14 protein-coding genes and 1 pseudogene are annotated in these 16,895 nt (G+C 40.0%); 14 read left to right on the top strand and 1 reads right to left on the bottom strand.

Annotated features, from left to right (window positions below; all coding sequences use genetic code 11):
* Positions 1-103: 103 nt before the first annotated feature.
* The 5 genes from nox to NFR51_RS00870 all read left to right on the top strand — a co-directional run bounded on the left by nox (position 104) and on the right by NFR51_RS00870 (position 4,847).
* Entirely contained in the window at positions 104-1,441 is a 1,338-nt protein-coding gene (gene nox, locus NFR51_RS00890) for a H2O-forming NADH oxidase (RefSeq protein ID WP_251711891.1), read from the top strand.
* Positions 1,442-1,638: 197 nt separating this feature from the next.
* Positions 1,639-3,090, top strand: coding sequence for a helix-turn-helix domain-containing protein (locus NFR51_RS00885; RefSeq protein ID WP_251711890.1), 1,452 nt, complete (start codon positions 1,639-1,641; stop codon positions 3,088-3,090).
* A 142-nt stretch (positions 3,091-3,232) separates the two neighbouring features.
* The gene (locus tag NFR51_RS00880) at positions 3,233-3,550 is read left to right on the top strand and encodes an EF2685/EF0750 family sortase-dependent surface protein (RefSeq protein WP_251711889.1); all 318 of its coding nucleotides are present in this window, start codon (positions 3,233-3,235) and stop codon (positions 3,548-3,550) included.
* A 39-nt stretch (positions 3,551-3,589) separates the two neighbouring features.
* Entirely contained in the window at positions 3,590-4,366 is a 777-nt protein-coding gene (locus tag NFR51_RS00875; protein ID WP_251711888.1) for a WxL domain-containing protein, read from the top strand.
* Between the two features lie 22 nt (positions 4,367-4,388).
* Entirely contained in the window at positions 4,389-4,847 is a 459-nt protein-coding gene (locus tag NFR51_RS00870) for a hypothetical protein (protein ID WP_251711887.1), read from the top strand.
* Between the two features lie 153 nt (positions 4,848-5,000).
* Here the strand turns inward: NFR51_RS00870 and NFR51_RS00865 are convergent, their stop codons facing one another.
* Positions 5,001-5,624: a class A sortase gene (locus NFR51_RS00865; RefSeq protein WP_251711886.1), complete on the bottom strand. Its 624-nt coding sequence runs from the start codon at positions 5,622-5,624 to the stop codon at positions 5,001-5,003.
* Between the two features lie 730 nt (positions 5,625-6,354).
* Between NFR51_RS00865 and NFR51_RS00860 the strand changes: the two genes are divergently transcribed.
* The 9 genes and pseudogenes from NFR51_RS00860 to NFR51_RS00815 all read left to right on the top strand — a co-directional run bounded on the left by NFR51_RS00860 (position 6,355) and on the right by NFR51_RS00815 (position 16,841).
* Entirely contained in the window at positions 6,355-7,176 is an 822-nt protein-coding gene (locus NFR51_RS00860) for a WxL domain-containing protein (RefSeq protein ID WP_251711885.1), read from the top strand.
* A 31-nt stretch (positions 7,177-7,207) separates the two neighbouring features.
* Positions 7,208-7,993 carry a WxL domain-containing protein gene (locus NFR51_RS00855; protein ID WP_251711884.1) on the top strand — a complete coding sequence of 262 codons (786 nt, stop codon included), beginning with the start codon at positions 7,208-7,210 and terminating at the stop codon, positions 7,991-7,993.
* 26 nt (positions 7,994-8,019) lie between these two features.
* Positions 8,020-8,739: a WxL domain-containing protein gene (locus NFR51_RS00850; RefSeq protein ID WP_251711883.1), complete on the top strand. Its 720-nt coding sequence runs from the start codon at positions 8,020-8,022 to the stop codon at positions 8,737-8,739.
* A gap of 196 nt (positions 8,740-8,935) precedes the next feature.
* Positions 8,936-10,073 (top strand): annotated as a pseudogene (locus NFR51_RS10785) (WxLIP family cell surface protein).
* A 64-nt stretch (positions 10,074-10,137) separates the two neighbouring features.
* Entirely contained in the window at positions 10,138-11,163 is a 1,026-nt protein-coding gene (locus NFR51_RS00835) for a DUF916 domain-containing protein (RefSeq protein WP_251711881.1), read from the top strand.
* Positions 11,160-11,732: a hypothetical protein gene (locus NFR51_RS00830; protein ID WP_251711880.1), complete on the top strand. Its 573-nt coding sequence runs from the start codon at positions 11,160-11,162 to the stop codon at positions 11,730-11,732. Before NFR51_RS00835 ends, NFR51_RS00830 begins: the two co-directional genes overlap by 4 nt.
* A gap of 12 nt (positions 11,733-11,744) precedes the next feature.
* Complete coding sequence (locus NFR51_RS00825) at positions 11,745-13,772, top strand: RTX toxin (protein WP_251711879.1); 2,028 nt, start codon at positions 11,745-11,747, stop codon at positions 13,770-13,772.
* A 14-nt stretch (positions 13,773-13,786) separates the two neighbouring features.
* On the top strand, positions 13,787-14,893 hold the full coding sequence (locus tag NFR51_RS00820) for a WxL domain-containing protein (protein ID WP_251711878.1): 1,107 nt from the start codon (positions 13,787-13,789) through the stop codon (positions 14,891-14,893).
* Between the two features lie 304 nt (positions 14,894-15,197).
* Positions 15,198-16,841: a DUF6273 domain-containing protein gene (locus tag NFR51_RS00815; protein WP_251711877.1), complete on the top strand. Its 1,644-nt coding sequence runs from the start codon at positions 15,198-15,200 to the stop codon at positions 16,839-16,841.
* Positions 16,842-16,895: the final 54 nt, after the last annotated feature.

The raw sequence follows: 16,895 nt of genomic DNA, 5'->3' as shown, positions 1-16,895 counted from the left end.
CTTTATAAATTGCAATCTCAAGACATATTATTTGATACATCGAAATATATGTGATAGTATGGTTGTGTTAATGTAATAAATGTAAAAAAGGAGATTTTCCAATATGAAAATCGTTATCATAGGTACAAATCACGCCGGTATTGCCGCTGCAAATACATTATTAGACAAGTATCCAGGTCATGAAATTGTTATGATCGATCGCAACAGCAATATGAGCTATCTTGGTTGTGGTACCGCACTTTGGGTAGGACGTCAGATTGACCAGCCTCATGAGTTATTTTATGCTCGTCCAGAAGATTTTGAAGCAAAAGGCGCGACAGTTCTCACTGAAACAGAAGTTTCCGCTATTGATTTTCAGAAGAAGCAAGTACAGGCTACAAGCAAAACTGGGGAAGCTTTAGTGGAAAATTATGATAAGCTCATTCTTGCTATGGGTTCAAGACCGATTATTCCTAAAATTTTAGGCAATGAGTTAGACGGAATTCATTTTCTGAAGCTTTTCCAAGAAGGGCAAGCGGTTGATGAAGAATTTGCTAAAGAGAGTGTGAAACGCATTGCTGTTATTGGAGCAGGGTACATTGGGACAGAAATTGCTGAAGCTGCAAAACGCCGCGGCAAGGAAGTGTTACTATTTGATGCAGAGGCTACCTCTCTCGCTTCATATTACGACGAAGACTTTGCCAAAGGAATGGATGAAAATCTTGCAAAACAGGGTATTGAATTACACTTTGGGGAAATTGCCCAAGAATTTAAGGGCACAAATGGTCGTGTTTCACAGATTGTGACCAATAAGGACAGTTATGACGTTGATATGGTAATCAACTGTATCGGCTTTACAGCAAACAGCGCTCTGGCAAGTGATCAACTTGAAACATTAAGAAACGGAGCGATTAAAGTAGACAAACATCAACAAACAAGTGATCCAGATGTCTACGCTGTAGGAGATGTGGCAAGTATCTATTCAAATGCTTTGCAAGACTTTACCTATATTGCACTCGCTTCAAATGCTGTTCGCTCAGGAATTGTTGCAGGTCATAATATTGGCGGACAGCCGCTGGAATCAGCAGGTGTTCAGGGTTCAAATGGGATTTCTATCTTTGGCTATAACATGACTTCAACAGGATTTTCAGTTAAGGCAGCAGAGAAGTTTGGGCTCGATGTTAGCTACACGGATTTTGAGGATAAACAAAAAGCATGGTTCTTGCACGAAGACAACGATACAGTCAAGATTCGTATTGTTTATGAAAAAGAAAGTCGTCGTATTGTCGGGGCTCAATTGGCCAGTTATAGTGAGATTATTGCCGGAAACATTAATATGTTTAGTTTAGCAATTCAGGAGCAGAAAACAATTGACGAACTTGCGCTGCTTGACCTTTTCTTTTTACCGCACTTCAACAGTCCGTATAATTACATGACTGTTGCTGCTTTGAACGCAAAGTAATTGCTCATATAAAAAATCGTGAAGATTTATCTTTACGATTTTTTTGTTAAATTCAAGTCTTAAGCCATAATCTATAAACAATCAGATAGAAAATTAAAAAATGCGGCATGGCTCTTTTTCTATTAGGTTATTTGACTTTTATTCAATATAATGTAATATTATATAAATAAAAAAATTTGAGTTGGAGGAAGTGTTGCTTGTTAAAATATTTAGACGAAGATGATTTAAAAAAACTGAAGATACTCTATTATCTTGAAAACCACCATCTTTCTACAATTCTTTTTGATGAGTTGATGGAAGAAGTTAAGATTAATAACTATCAAGTGAAAAAACTGCTCTCAGAAATAAAGGCGGAAATCAAGACTTGGAAGTTAGAGCACTATTATCTCATCGATTTGCAAACCAAGAAAAGTTACGTACGTTATGAAAGGAAAACTCAAGGTAACATAATGGTCCTTTTGAACCATTATGTGCAAAGATCCCAGATGCAATCACTTGTAAGAGCCATATTTACTGAGGAAGTCACCAAAATTGCGGAGTTGGAAGAAATAGTTTTTTTATCCAAATCATCAACCTATAAGCTTGTGAAAAAGTTTTCTGACTTGACAGTAGAGTACGGGATTTCCATTGATAAAAATATGAGGTTTTCAGGTGAAGAATGGATGATTCGAGAGTTTGTTTATAACTTTTATTTCTCTCTCTATGGTGATTTCTATAAAGTTTTTTCGAGTGCTGTTGCAGAAGAGCTTAGTCTGATGATTACTGGCTTAGAAAAAATAAACGGGCTTTTTACGCAGAACCTATCCTTAACAGATAAAACGAAACTATCGTATCGTCTCTTTGTCATTTATACGAGAAATTATCTTGGAAATAAAACAAAAGCTGAAGATTTTATGAAAGGAGAGAGTCCTTTTATCCCACCTATCCAAGAACTCCTAAAAGATTTTCTCGAGGGGACAGAACATGAAATATTAGAAGAAGCTCATGAGCTCCTCTACTTTCTTGAAAGTGAGGGGATGACGGAAGAGTGTAGCTTCAAGTTACCAGATAAGGTGCTTCAACTGACAAAGGAATTTACAGAGACATTCAGTGAAAAATTTGGGGAGCATGAATCTGAATTTGAAAAAGTCGAAGCCCAAAGAGAATTAAACAACATTCACTTGAGATTACTCATTTCCTTAAGGGCAAATTTTGATTCTTCTAGCCTCAATGACTTTAAATTTATGGGAGAAAATTATGAAGAAATAGAAATATTTTGCTATGATTTCGTCAATCAAAAGATGACGTCTTCTGAAGATGGGGATTTATTTCAAGAAAAACATGAAGCACTTGCGCGTGAATATATGTTTTTGTTGCTCTGCTATACCTCCGTTCACAAAACGCGAAAAACAGTCAAAATATGCATTGATTTTTCCTATGGTATATCTTATAACCAGTATATTTTGAGAAACATAAAATCTTTGGGCTTTTTAAATATTGAAGCAAGTATTGGTGGGGGCAGAGAAAACATTGATATTTATTTGTCCAACTTGCCTTCTCTAGACGTTGAAGCAGAGCAAATCATCTGGGCTTCTCCTCCCACCTCTTATGACTGGGAATTTTTTGGAAATAGTGTGGTAAGGATAAAGAAAGACAGCTTAGATTCTTAATATTATATTGTTAAAAAATCGTAAATTCATTTTTTCGATTTTTTTGTTTTATTTTTATTTTTGAAAAAAAAAATAAAAATGATTTCTTTAATGTGAAATGTTAGAATTAGTAAATACAATGACTATCTAGGAGGAAGGCTGAATGAAGAAAACAAGGAGAAATTTATCCGCTCTGCTTTTATCAATTTTAATATCCTTTAGCTTTATAAATTTTTCTGTGGCAGCTGTGTCCTATGAAGGATATGGGCAGACAGGATTTTATGGAGAATATCATCCTCCAAAAGATGAAGATAATACTCTGTCGTCTGAAGAAAAAAATGAAGCAGGAATGGCAAAAAGTGGGAAAATACCAGATGCAGGTGATGCCTCAAATGTAAAATTTATAGTTTTTGCTCTCTTTCCTTTTTTGGTGGCTGTCTTCTTGATGAAAACTTTGAAAGAAGAAAAGACAATTTTCTGAAAAATAAGAACTCAAAGTCAATCCAAGTAGGGAGGGAAGATGTATATAAAAATTATAATTTTTTCACTGTGGCTTTTTCTTTCCCTACAGTTCGCGCTAATAGGAGCAGCCGAAGATAAAACGGGGCCTTACAAAGGAAACGCTGAACTTGCCTATACCCCATCTGATGCAATCTCGCCGCCCGTAAATCCGGAAAATCCAGATGACCCTGTTGAACCGATTAATCCAGACGATACTAAGCCCAATAAAGGCACCGGTGGTAATCTTTCTATTGATTTTGCAAGCAGTTTTGATTTTGGGATGAATGAAATTTCGAATAAAAATCAAATTTATTTTGCACAAGCTCAACGCTACTCTAATTCCTCGCTTGTGACACCAAATTTTATTCAAATAACAGACAATAGAGGGACACTTAAGGGTTGGACTTTAAAAGTTTATGAAGAAAAACAGTTTAAAACAAGAAAATCATCGAGGTATGAGGAGCTGAAAGGGGCTTCTCTGTCTTTTCTAAAAGCAACATCAGTTACGAATGGCGATTCAAAACACCCTAAATCGTATGAAGTTCTTGATTTGACACCAGGAGTAGAAACCATGGTTGCTCAAGCAGAAAGAGGTGAAGGAGCTGGGACATGGATCATTCGCTGGGGAGGAAAAGAGGATTTGTTTAAAAAGAAGTTATTCGCGGGTAAAGAAAAGCTTGAAAAATACTTTAGCTCCTCTGTTAGCTTGTATGTTCCCGGAATTACTCCTAAAGATGCTGCTGACTATCGTACAAAATTAACTTGGATACTCAGTGAACTCCCTGACAACCAATAAATTACAAAAAGGACTATCTTCGATGAAAAAAATAAATATAAAAGCAGCTAAGATGTCTTCTTGGCTTGTTTGTGGTCTGATCTTATTGTCTTTTAGTTCGACAGGACTAACATCTCAAACACCTGCTGAGGCTGCTGAAGTGCTAAATCCCATTTCGCCAGATACGACGGTAAGCCCCGAGAATCCAGAAACGATACCTGCTCCTCAAGAAACAAGAACAGAGGAATCAAAACAATCTCCTTCTAAGTCGTCTGAACCAATTAAAAAAGAAAAAAGTGAAAAAGAAAAAAGTGAAAAAGAAAAAAGTGAAAAGGAAAACAGAAAGAAAAAGAAAGCCAAATATTTCTTTGCACCAGATACTGCTGTTGCCCTGCAGAGTTCACAAAAAGTGAGAATATTGGATGGAGAAGCTTTACAGTCAACCAACACTGGAAGAGTTCTCTCCAGCATGTCAGGGCGGTTACTTTTCGGAGAAAAATAACTGTATAAAGTATTATACGAGATTAAACAAAAAAATAACCCCATCGTGAAGGGGGTTTTTAAAAGTTCTGTTTATCGAGAGTCTATCAAAATGAAGCGCAAGATTGGACTTTCTTTTTATTTTCACCATTTATTTTCACTTTCAGTAGTCTACTCATAATTTCCAAATATATATTAAAAATATCCCTGATAAAAAGATAACAAGAAACAACGGAAGTAGAAATTTTATCCAGTAGGTTTTAGTATGCGCTTTTTGAATAATCTCTTTCTGCTGAGTAAAAGAAGCGTGAGCTTTTTTAGAAGGTGTGGTTACCTTTTTAGCAGTGACAAGAACACGATAGGGAGTTGTTGTCGCGCTGTTGCAAGTCACGAGAAGCAGATAATTAGGGCCCTTATCTTCGAGAGCGGCCAGGTCTGTTTCTTTGATGATACGATTTGACTCAACTTTATAGTTGTAATACTCATCAAGATAGCGCACATAAACATCTGCATGTTTTTTTAAGGACTGGACACCACCAAAGAGAAGACTAGAGTCATACTGAACATGATGTCCAATGAGCGTTAAGCTTTGTTGATCTGGCTGACGTTTTGGAAAGAGACTCACAGCACCACGAGTCATATTTTCCTTTGTCAAACCTATAAAAATTGGTTGGTTGACAGAAACACTCGGCACGATTACTTGCCCAACAGCAGTTGTATCTGGAGTGTTGTAGGATTTTATCACTTCCCTCAGATTAGGCGCTTTAATAGGCTCAGGATTCGGGATTCTCTCAGGCAAGCTATTTTTTATATCTGGCTTTTTTATCAGTTGGGAATGACTTGCCAGTCCAAAATATTTTGAAAAGGGAATGGAGAGAACTCCGAGCATTAAAAGAGTGAGTAAAGTAATTAGGATTTTTAGGTGCTTTTTCTTCATTGTTAGTCCATTTCTCATTTTTTCAATCATAACAAAATGAAAAAAATTTGCAAATGATTCCTTTTTTCTGAAATTAATATTGAATAAAGCAAGAGTTTGTGTTTTCAGTTTGGAAGAAATAGAGTAGCACTGTTACTGGTTTTTAAGTGAATTTTTTTTAAAATTTTTTTTGAAAAAAATAATAAAAAACAAAATTCTCAAAATAATATTGACTAAAGAATGAGGGGTGTGCTTAAATAGATTTGTGGTTTAAGGTGATTGACGTCTAACTTTATTACCTCATTTTAATAAAACCTTAAAAGAATTGGAGAGGGGATGTTAAAAAAGTTTTTATTACTTTCATGACTATCTTTGAGCCTATAATGTCTAAACCCCAAGCAAACAGTGGATACGATAACGTGCAAGAACATGGTGCTGGGTTGAAAAACAGGCTTCGAATAATCAGGAAATGAATAATACTTGAACAATGTTTTAAAAAGAACATCTTGGAAGTACTCTTCTAGGAAGCGAACTAACGACACTTTGACAGTGAACATTACTCAAATTCATGGCTGTCACAAATTACAAAGAACCAAAGGAATACCATAAACTTATGAATAAAATTTATATCAAATCAGCAGCAACGCTTGCAGCACTGATGCTTGCTGCACCACTTATTGCGCCTCCAGTTTTTGCTGCAAACGCGAACTATGATACTTCAGGGGATGTGGAGTTCGTAACAGGAGATACGGGGACCAAACCAGTAGACCCAACAGATCCTGAGAAACCAGTAACGCCAGAAAATCCCGATCCAACAGACCCAGTAAAACCTCCTGTTGAAGTAACAAAGGGGTTGAGTCTAGACTTTGCTTCTAGTTTGGCATTTGGTAAGCAAAAAATTAGCGCGAAAAGTGAAACATACTATGCTCATGGGCAAAAGATACTTAATGGGAATGGAGCAGTTTCTGGCATTGTGCCAAACTATGCACAGGTTACTGATGTACGTGGAAACTTTGCAGGATGGACACTTTCTGTGGCAACAGATGGACAATTTAGAGAAAAAGGGACGAATATCACAAGTACACCCGAAAAAGGTGCACCTCTTGGAACATACTTGACGGGCGCCGACCTCAAGTTCAGCAAGGGTGTAACAAATGGTACAGTAACTCCTGCAAAACCTTCTAATGTTAATGCGGCAACATTTTCTTTAAGTACTTCTGATCAAGTTCTGATGTCAGCCAAAGCAAATGAAGGGATGGGCACCTGGACATACGCTCTAGGTTCTACAGCAGATTACGATTCGAGTGCGGTCTCTCAGGATGCTGTAGCGGCTCAATCTCCGATTACGCTTACTGTTCCAGGAAGCACTTCTAAAAAGGCAGCAGCTTACACGACAACTCTTATCTGGAAACTTTCAGATACACCAGGAAACTAGAGGATGCACTGGCTAACGAAAGGCAGGTGGAATGAGAAAAAAATCTGTATACAGTGTAGCTTTACTTCTAGTTTCCATAATTTTCACAAGTTTTTCAGAGAAGAGCAAAGCTGACTCTGAACGCTATCCAGCATTGGGACAAATTAGTTTTCTTGCAGGAAGCAAGATAACCCCACCGACTAGCCCAGGTCCAGAGCAACCAGGAGTTCCTGTTTCTCCCATTTGGCCGGGAGGAGTTACTCCTGCTCCAGGAACAGCAGGTCCTTTATCGATAGATTATGCCTCCTCTTTTGACTTTGGGTTTAATGCTGTCTCAGCTCAAGATAAAATCTATTATGCCAAATCGCAAAAATACAATGCTTCAACACTTGAAACACCTAATTATGTCCAAGTGACAGACAACCGAGGGACACTGGGAGGCTGGACGCTGAAAGTCTTAGAAGTGTCTCAGTTTCATCAAGGAAAGCCAGGAGCAAAATACCCTGTTCTGAAAGGAGCGATGCTTTCCTTGAAAAAACCAGAAGCAGTATCAGAAAATACAGATACAGCCCCCCGAGCTCAAGAAGTAATTGATCTTGTCCCCGGGAAAGAAACTCTTGTGGCCGCAGCAGATAAGGGTGCAGGAGCAGGAACTTGGATGATACGTTGGGGCAGTAAACTTGTAGAGCAAAGGACACTTAACAAAGAGGGCCAATGGGTAAAAGAAAGCTTTAACACAGATGTTCAACTTTTCGTCCCGGGAAAAACGTTTAAAGACTCAGCCTTCTATACAACACAATTGAAATGGATACTGTCTGAGCTTCCTCAGAACAGTTAGAGAGATAAAAATAAGGAAAATAAATATTGAAAACGAAAAAAATTCTTTCTTTCACATTACTGACTTTACTTGCTTCATCTGCTGGAGTATCGACAGTCTTTGCTGCCGATGAAGCTGTTTATAATTCAAAAGGAGAGGTTACCTACACTCCTTCAACTAAACCAACGGATCCTGTTGATCCCACAAAACCAATTAAACCCGTTGATCCTACCGATCCAAACGGACCCAATCCTGGTACTAATGGCCCTCTCTCTATTGACTATGCTTCCAGCTTTGATTTTGGGAGTCAGGAAATCACTTCAGCAGATAGAACATATAATGCTGCCGCAAATCCAATTTCTGATGGTTCAACTCGTCCTAACTGGGTTCAAGTGACGGATAATCGTGGAACGCTTGCAGGATGGTCTCTTTCTGTTAAAGCGACAGAATTTACAACGGGTTCATCCGGGACAGGCTCAACTTTGACTGGTGCTCAACTGACACTTGCGAACGGTCGTCTTGTTTCCATCTCTGATGCACCTGCAAATAAGTCGCTTTCTTCAGTAACTTTAACACCGGGGGCTTCGTCAGGTACGATACTTGGGGCAAGTTCTGGTAAGGGTGCAGGGACAAACTTGCTCGTATGGGGAGATGACACAAGTAAAGGTTCATCAGTATCCCTGTTTGTTCCGGGTAAAACGACAAAGTTAGCTACGACTTATAAATCTACGATTACTTGGACACTAACAGACACTCCCGCAAATTAGCCTTTGAACGTTAGGAACTTTGTTCCGGGTGAAAAGCTTAAGCTGAAACAACTTCCCTTAAAAAGATGACATCACTCTAAATTTTTCAGCAAATTATATTCTCTTCTCTCTTTGTTCCACAAGAGAGAAGAGAATAAGGCATTATTTATAAATTACTATCTGTATTCAACAGATTCTTATCGAGGTTAAACAAAAAATGAAAAACTTTAAAAAATGGGCCGTTTTTATATTGGCTCTCGCAGGGATGTTTATCTTTGTAAAGCCAGCTTTTGCCAACCAATTTAACTTTAGTGTTAAAGCCATACTCCCTGACAATCAGGCGAGTAAGGCTTCGTATTTTGACCTCTTAATGAATCCTAATCAAACACAGACGCTTACAGTTGAGTTGAGCAATTCAACAGATAAATCGGTTACTGTTGAGCAAGGACTAGCCAGTGCAACAACAAACTTGAATGGTGTAGTAGAATACTCTCCGAACAGTATAAAACCTGATTCTTCTTTAAAATATAACATGAAGGACTATGTGAAACTTGATGAAGAAATAGTCCTAGAGCCAAAAAGTACAAAAACTGTAAAAGTTACTGTCAAGATGCCTTCATCTGCATTTAAAGGTTATATGGCTGGAGGGCTTACCTACAAAGAAAAGCAAAGTTCAAAAAAAAACAACAGACACAAAAGGAATCAGTATCCAAAATGAATATGCCTATGTTATTGCCCTTCTGCTGAGTCAATCAAATGAAAAAGTGGCTCCAGATCTCAAACTAACAAAAGTTTCAGCGGGTCAAGTCAATTATCGAAATGTGATTAATGCTAACCTGCAAAACCCAAGTATGGGTTATCTGAACCAAATGCAGCTTTCATCAACTGTCAAAGGTATTGACAACCCTAAGCTTGAATATAAGTCAAGCAAAGAGATGATGCAGATGGCTCCCAATTCCAACTTTGATTACCCTTTGGCATTGAATGGGGAGAAGTTACAACCGGGTAAATATCAAATGAAGATGGTTGTGCACGGACAAAAGGATGAAAATGGAGCCTATGTAGTCAAAGACGAAAAAGGCAATGAAACAAGATATAAATATGAATGGACATTCGTACAAGATTTTGAAATTACAGCGGACAAAGCACGGGAGCTTAATGCGAAAGATGTCACCATAAAGCAAGACAGTTCTTGGATCAAGTGGTTAATCATTGCTCTTCTCTTCTTGTTCCTCATTCTTATCTTCTTCTTCATCCTTTGGAAACGACGCAAAAAGGACCAAGAGGAGGATGAGAAAACAGCGCGTATAGCTGAACTTGAGAAAAGATTGAATGAAAAAGATATCGAAGATTAAGGAAGCAGTATTGTTTCTATTATTAGCCGAACGTGCTGTAATTTAGATATTAAGGATGAAAGAAATGAAGAAGAAAATTGCACTATGCTCACTCTTATTCCTAACAAGCTTTTTGGGTTTGATGCTAAAGGGAGAAAACATTGCTGCCCAAGAAAATGCAGGAGCAGACTTCTCAGCACGTCCACTACTTGAAAAACATCAGATAGACGATAAATTAGGTTACTGGTGGTTGAATGTCAAAAGTGGTGAAGAACTCACTTTATATATTCAAATAAACAACGGCAAGCAGAAAAATACATTTGATATTACTTCAAATCAAGCCATCACGAATTCAAATTTTATTATAGATTATGGTCTGAAAGAAGACGAAGCTAAAAAATTTCTTTCACATACAAAAGTCTTTGACTTTTACAAAAACATTTCAATCGGAGAAAATAAGGACTCAGGAAGTGCTACAGTAGTATTGCAGCCGGGAGAGTCTAAAAAAATTCCTCTTAAAGTTAGAATTCCTAGCTCTTGGACAAATAAGATTGCAATAGGAGGAATCAATGTGACACGACGTGCGAATGAGGTAGAGAAAGAACAAAGCTTATTAAACATTTATAGTTCAGCCGTTGCTCTGATTTTGCAGTCCGGTGAACGAGACAAGTCAGCCTCTCTTTCGCTTTCACCTGATGAGATAAAAACAGACGAACAATCCATTCGTCTTAAAAATAATAAGGGTGTATTGCAAGAGAAAACTCAACTCAAGGTATCGATAAAAGATAAAAAAGGAAATCTTTATTCAAGCTTAGATTATCCTTCTGGAACAGTAGTACCCTATGCCGACATTACTTTACCTTTACAGGTGAAAAAAGCGTTGAACAAAGGCGGAGAGTATAAACTAGATATTGAAGCAAGGCAGGGGAACGAAACATTAAAAGAAGCCTATATACTTAGAGTGGACAGTGAAAGCAAGGTTCAAGTCAGCCCTCAAGGCGCTAAACAAAATGCCCAGACAAACTTTCTAGGGCTAGGTGCTTTGGTTCTAGCTGGGGGAATGACTGGGTTTATTGGTTATAGTCTAAAGCAAAGAAAGGAGAAAAAGTGAAAAGAAAAATGAAACTCATTTCTTATACAGCTTTGACGCTTATAGCTAACGTAATATTTATTTCACCTGTTCATGCAGATGTACAGATTGACACAAATAATGGCAGTGCGGATACATATATCAATGTTACTGCACCTGCGACAGATAACTTGTATCTTACTCAAGCTCCAGACTTCAATTTTTCAAATACAGAAGCTACGACAACTGGCGCTATAAGCACTAAAGGAACGGCAGCCTATACTATCCTCAATATCACAGGGAATTCTAATGGCTATAATTTGCAGCAAAAGATAAGTGAGTTTACCGGAAATATTAATGGTAAGCCAACGGTTTTACCCTTGAAATATTTCAAGATTAGCGTTGCGGACAATGCTTCGGGTACGATAAGAGGAAGTAACGCTGTCAATATCCTTGGGCAGGCTGGAAGGGTCTTAACTGGACAGAGAAACGCTCAGGGAAACCAAACAAGTGGGGGTGCCACTGCTGAAATTCAATTGGACACCACACGAGAAATAAAGCCTGGCGCTTATCAAGCAACAATCACAAATACACTTGTTCAAGGACTATAGGGAAATGAATTTATGACATTAAGTAAAAAATATCTTGCTCCATTCTTTATAATAGCTATGATTTTGATACTGCTCGGAATCGGAAGAAGTGCAGATGCAGCGGTGTTAATCGGCCGTATTGATACCACTGGGGCAATCACAGGTCAAGCAGGAGCGACTTACTATGATACGGACAGTTGGAAAGACATGATGGATACCTACCATCATGTTAGACCTAATGCTGCTTCGAACAGAACAGTCTATTTTAACGTTGTTCGAGATGTTCCGGGCTCTCCTGATATTGGCGGTTATAATTACGCAAATACAGGAAATACCAATAATGGCGTTTCGATTGTTGAGGGCAAAAGTTTATCCATCAATGGGAATGGACGCCGACTTTATCTTGATACAGACACCAACTACACAACAGCAGGGGCGGGTTCTGGCGCAGGAGCTGGCTATATCCGAGGTCCTTTCCGTGTGCCAAACTCAGGGGTTTCAAGTGCAACGGTATTAGAAGTAAAAAATGCCTATATCACCAATAACATTACTGGGGGAATTTTTCAGTCTGTCGGAAGGGGTGGTTCTGAACCAACCTTTATCTATCAAGATGTTACAGTGAGCAATGGGGCACCAACAACTGGAGCACAACCTATCCGTAATGACAATGGTCGAATATTGTTTTTCGGCAACAATACTTTTAATATCCGACAAAATAATAACATGACCACGGTAGGTTTGACTGGCGCTGATAATCAAGGGGAGTGGATTCAAGGTGGGAAATGGGTTGAAGTTGTCTCGGGCACAACAACCCTAAACCAAAACTGGGGTTGGGATCAACCTTTTTACACCTATAATAATAACGCTCATACACTGAAAGTTGCGGATAATGCACGTTTGATTTGGAACCTTAATGATACCTTCTGTATGTATTATGATGATGGCAATAGTGGACCGATGGTTTGGGATATTGGCGATAATGCTTCCTTTGATATCAAAGGAACAGAAAATACAGCTGCAAGAAATAGCGGAGGCTGGTTTTTAGCAGTAGCTAATAATTCGTGGACAATGAATATCGGAAATAACGGGCGACTTGCTGTAACTACTGGTGGTGGAAATATCAATCTCAATGGTTTTGTCGGGACAGGAATTGTGCGCTGGAACATTGGGCAAAATGCGAGCTTGCTCTTGAATAACTTGAAAACAACGGCGAGTCTCGTTGCTGGGAGTCCAGGAGTGGGAAGCGGTATAGTGCTTAATGATTCTAAGGTTGTAACCTTAAACACGGCTGGGGGTTCGGTGTTTGATTATACTGTGAATGCAAATAATAATTTTCCAATCACGATTACAGGAAAGGGATTGAGAACGCATACCTCAACGACAGCAGCGCGTTTTAATCCAGAAAACTTGGATTTGGCAACGCCTAATCAAAATAATTTAGGAACGCGTGATGTTTGGTACAGGCAAAATACAGGTCGAATAACAGGTTTGGGTGCTATTACAGACTCTGCATTAACGCCGAATAACTATTCCAGAGTGGATTTAGTTAATATGAATAACGCCCGCTACATCTCTTGGTACAAGCCAATCGGACTCTGGTTAGATGCAGGACAATCCGCTATGGCACGGACTTTTAATGTCTCACTCAACCCCAATGACGCTAATGGGACACCAGCTAATGGTTCATGGTCCAATTTGATTAATGGTAACGCAACTCAACGGCTCGTTTTGGGCGATGATAGAGGACAGGCACCTAATTTTCATCTTACTGTAACCATGCTGGAAAATAATTTTTCTGACCGTCTAAGCTATTATTGGAATGATCCGGCAAATATGAGGAATACGACAGAATTTAAGAAAGGAATAGCGCTTCCCATTGTACCTGTTACATCGGATGCAAATCTTCCGTCTTATATTTCGATGGCTAATGCTGGTCAAAATTATACCTTGAATATTCCAAGCTCAGCTGGGATAAAGATTAAAGCCAAAAACACATTACTTTCACAAACAGGAAAACGAGCTGGTACCTTTAAATACACCATTGTAGATGGTCCGTCATAAGGAAGAGGAGAAAAATGAAACGTCTTTTGATAATAAGTGCAGTTTTATTACTTGCTTTTCTAAATAGTATGGCTACAAATAAAATTTCTGCAGCAGTGCCGAACATTTCCCCAAAAGCTACAATCACTATCACATTGAAACTGTCGGCCAAAAATATAATTATTTCCGAAACTATCGCAAAAAGTCTCACTGAAAGTCAGTTGAAATCTCTTATGGATGTTGTGGGAGGAGATCTGACAGACCTCCAACTAGATGCGAATACAATCAAGGCAACAAATGCTGGTTTAGAAGGTCGAGACTATCTTGACATTCCTGTCACATGGACGACAAAACATGAAAAGGCACAGGCACATCTCGTCCTTGTGGCAGATGAAGCAGTCATATCTTCAGACAGACAAAAGTCTGTGAATGCTTACCCTGTGACATTAGGACAAGATATAGCCAATGAAATCGGAGCGAGCAGTAATCAAGAAAAACTTGACTTTTATACACGTGCGAAAGCTTATCATGCAGATGGCACCGTTTCTTCAGCAGCCTTAGCCAATGCGAACGACTATTTTTCTACTTTAAAGAATGCTGCATCAAATGACGTTGTTCCCATTACTTATAACTTCTCTGCTGCGGATAAAACACTCTCTAAGTCTGTAGATGTCACAATTTTTAGCGGAAGCCTTAACTTTACAAGTGCACCATCGATAATGAGTTTTGGACAATTGAAAGTTAAACCAACCAGCCTAAGAGCATTTCCAAGCTACGATCAGGATGTTGTGGTAACCGATACCAGACTGACCTCTAAAAATACAGGATGGGCAATGTTTGTAAAAGAAAATCATCCTTTGGTTGAGGTGGATGAGTCAGGAGCAGCTCTTGCAGGAGGACGTTCGTTAGTCGGGGCGCTTTGGTTTAGTGCTGATGGCTTAAGCAAAACAATGCTGTCAGACCATAACATACTCGTTCAGAGTGAGCCTACAGACACAAAAGGTGGGACGTTTAATCTAAGCCAAAACTGGAAAGCAACAACTCAGAAAGGTATTTATCTAGATGTACCTGTTCCCCAACAATATGCAGCAAAATATCAAGGCGGGCTGACTTGGACCTTATCTGACGTACCAAGTAATTAGGTAAATCTGTGATGAACGACTTGAAAATAAAAGACGATAGAGGAGTGTAAAAAGAGAAAGTGAAAAGGACTTTCGTGAAGTGAAGAAGCTCAAGCTTAGGCAGGAGCTTCTTTTTTGTCCACTTTTCAGGCGCTGACCACGGAAGCTGAAAGCAAGGTTAAGTGAAAGTCTCCCTCGCTTTTCTCATCAAACACTCATTTCATTTGACCTTTTTTTATACTATAGACTCAGAAAGTAAACGTAACATTAGAAATGTTCTTGTGATGAAAACTCAAAAGTAAATGTTACGCCAAAGGAGGAGTTTATGACACCAGAAAAGAAAAAACGGCGGCTGCGCAACCTCGCACTCCTGTCGCTCTTGTTACTCGCAGTAGGCGGCACCTTCGCCTTCCAAGCCTTCAACCAACGGGCCATCAATGACCGGTTGAATGAAGTGGACATCAATGTCGGTGGCCGTGTCCACGACTACTACAACCGAGACACCGAAAACAAGGACGTCTTCGTGGAAAACTACGGGGAACGCCCAATCATGGCACGGATACGCCTGTCCGAGTTCCTCGAAACCCGCCAGCGTGACGAAACGGACTTCACGCCTCTGGTCGCAGGGACCAGCCGTGACGATGTAGAAAACTGGACCACATGGATTCCAAGCGCAGGCAATATCAATGACCGAGAAAATAGCAATGCCTCAAATGCCTTCGACCAGTATGCCACACTCATCTTTGGTTGGGAACGTTCCGGTCAAGATGCCCCATGGTATATGCCCACCTTCAACCATGACAACCTGGACTTAAGAACAGCAGCGGCTGGTCATGCACGGGACTGGATCGAAGGGAACGGCGCTACAGATGGGGTCACAGACGGCGCGACACACCCGGGAGACGGAATTGATGCTTACTGGTCAGCAAACGAAAACTTTGACAACAGTGGTCCAATCTGGCCGGGAGAAGAAGTGACCAACCAAACTGCTCAAAACTTACAACAGGACCGTGCGCCAATGACCATGAACCAGTGGAGCAACTTACCTAACGAAGACAAGATAGGCAACTTCTGGGTGGTTGACCACAACACAGGTTGGGCTTACTGGGCCAACAGACTGGACAGTGAGCAAGCCAGCTCTTACCTGCTTGATGCAGCAGAGATGACAGCTGCCATTGAGGACAAGGTTTTTAACGGCTTTTACTACTATGGGATCCATGTTGAGAGTGGACTGGTACACCCTGACCAGCATGAGGAGTTCCTCAATGATGGAGAGCAACACCATGCGGAGTTAGAAGAATTCCTCCGTGGCATCCAGAACGGAGTGATGTACGATGACGGCCCGAACCCACTGCCTAACGAAGACAGTGCACCAGCAGCCTTTGACTTTTCGACCATGCGCCCGGGGCGTATCTTTACCATGGCCGGGGAGGAGTATCGTTATCTAGAGAATCAAGGTTCTGGGAATCATATGATTATTCGGAATGATGCGATACGGAATGTCTCTTGGAATGCACAAGGTACAGTTTTGGTTGATTGGTATGATGCTCTTGATTCATCAGTTCAAGACATTGTTCAGCCAGTGGCAAATAACTTTACAACTGGCGAAGTTGAGGATGCTTCTGTTACTTTTACGGGTGGGTACAGATGGATTCCTAACAACTTAGGAGGAGATGTTGCGGCAGACATCACACAAGTTGTTCCGGGAGGAACGGCTAGAGCTTTTGCTCTTTCTCTTGCGGATGTCACACGTTTATCTGGAGGAGGTTTAGCCTTCCCTAACCATACGCAACGTGTCTTCTCTGTTCATGGTCGCGCTTGGTGGTGGTTACGTACTCCTGCGACTGACACGGCTGCTTGGCGTTTGACTGCCGCTGGTGGAAACTTGCATGGCGAGGGTCCTCGCACGTTTAGCCTTTATAATGGCGGCGTCCGCCCCGCCCTCATCATCCACCAACCCTCCAACTAAAAAGCACTCAGGCCTAGCAAATTATATCCAAACAGCTCCGCAATTCGGGGCTGT

The sequence above is a fragment of the Lactococcus ileimucosae genome (assembly GCF_943193185.1).
Classification (GTDB): Bacteria; Bacillota; Bacilli; order Lactobacillales; family Streptococcaceae; genus Lactococcus; species Lactococcus ileimucosae.
The sequence above is the reverse complement of the archived record's forward strand: the minus strand, read 5'-3'. Positions and strand labels throughout refer to the sequence as shown.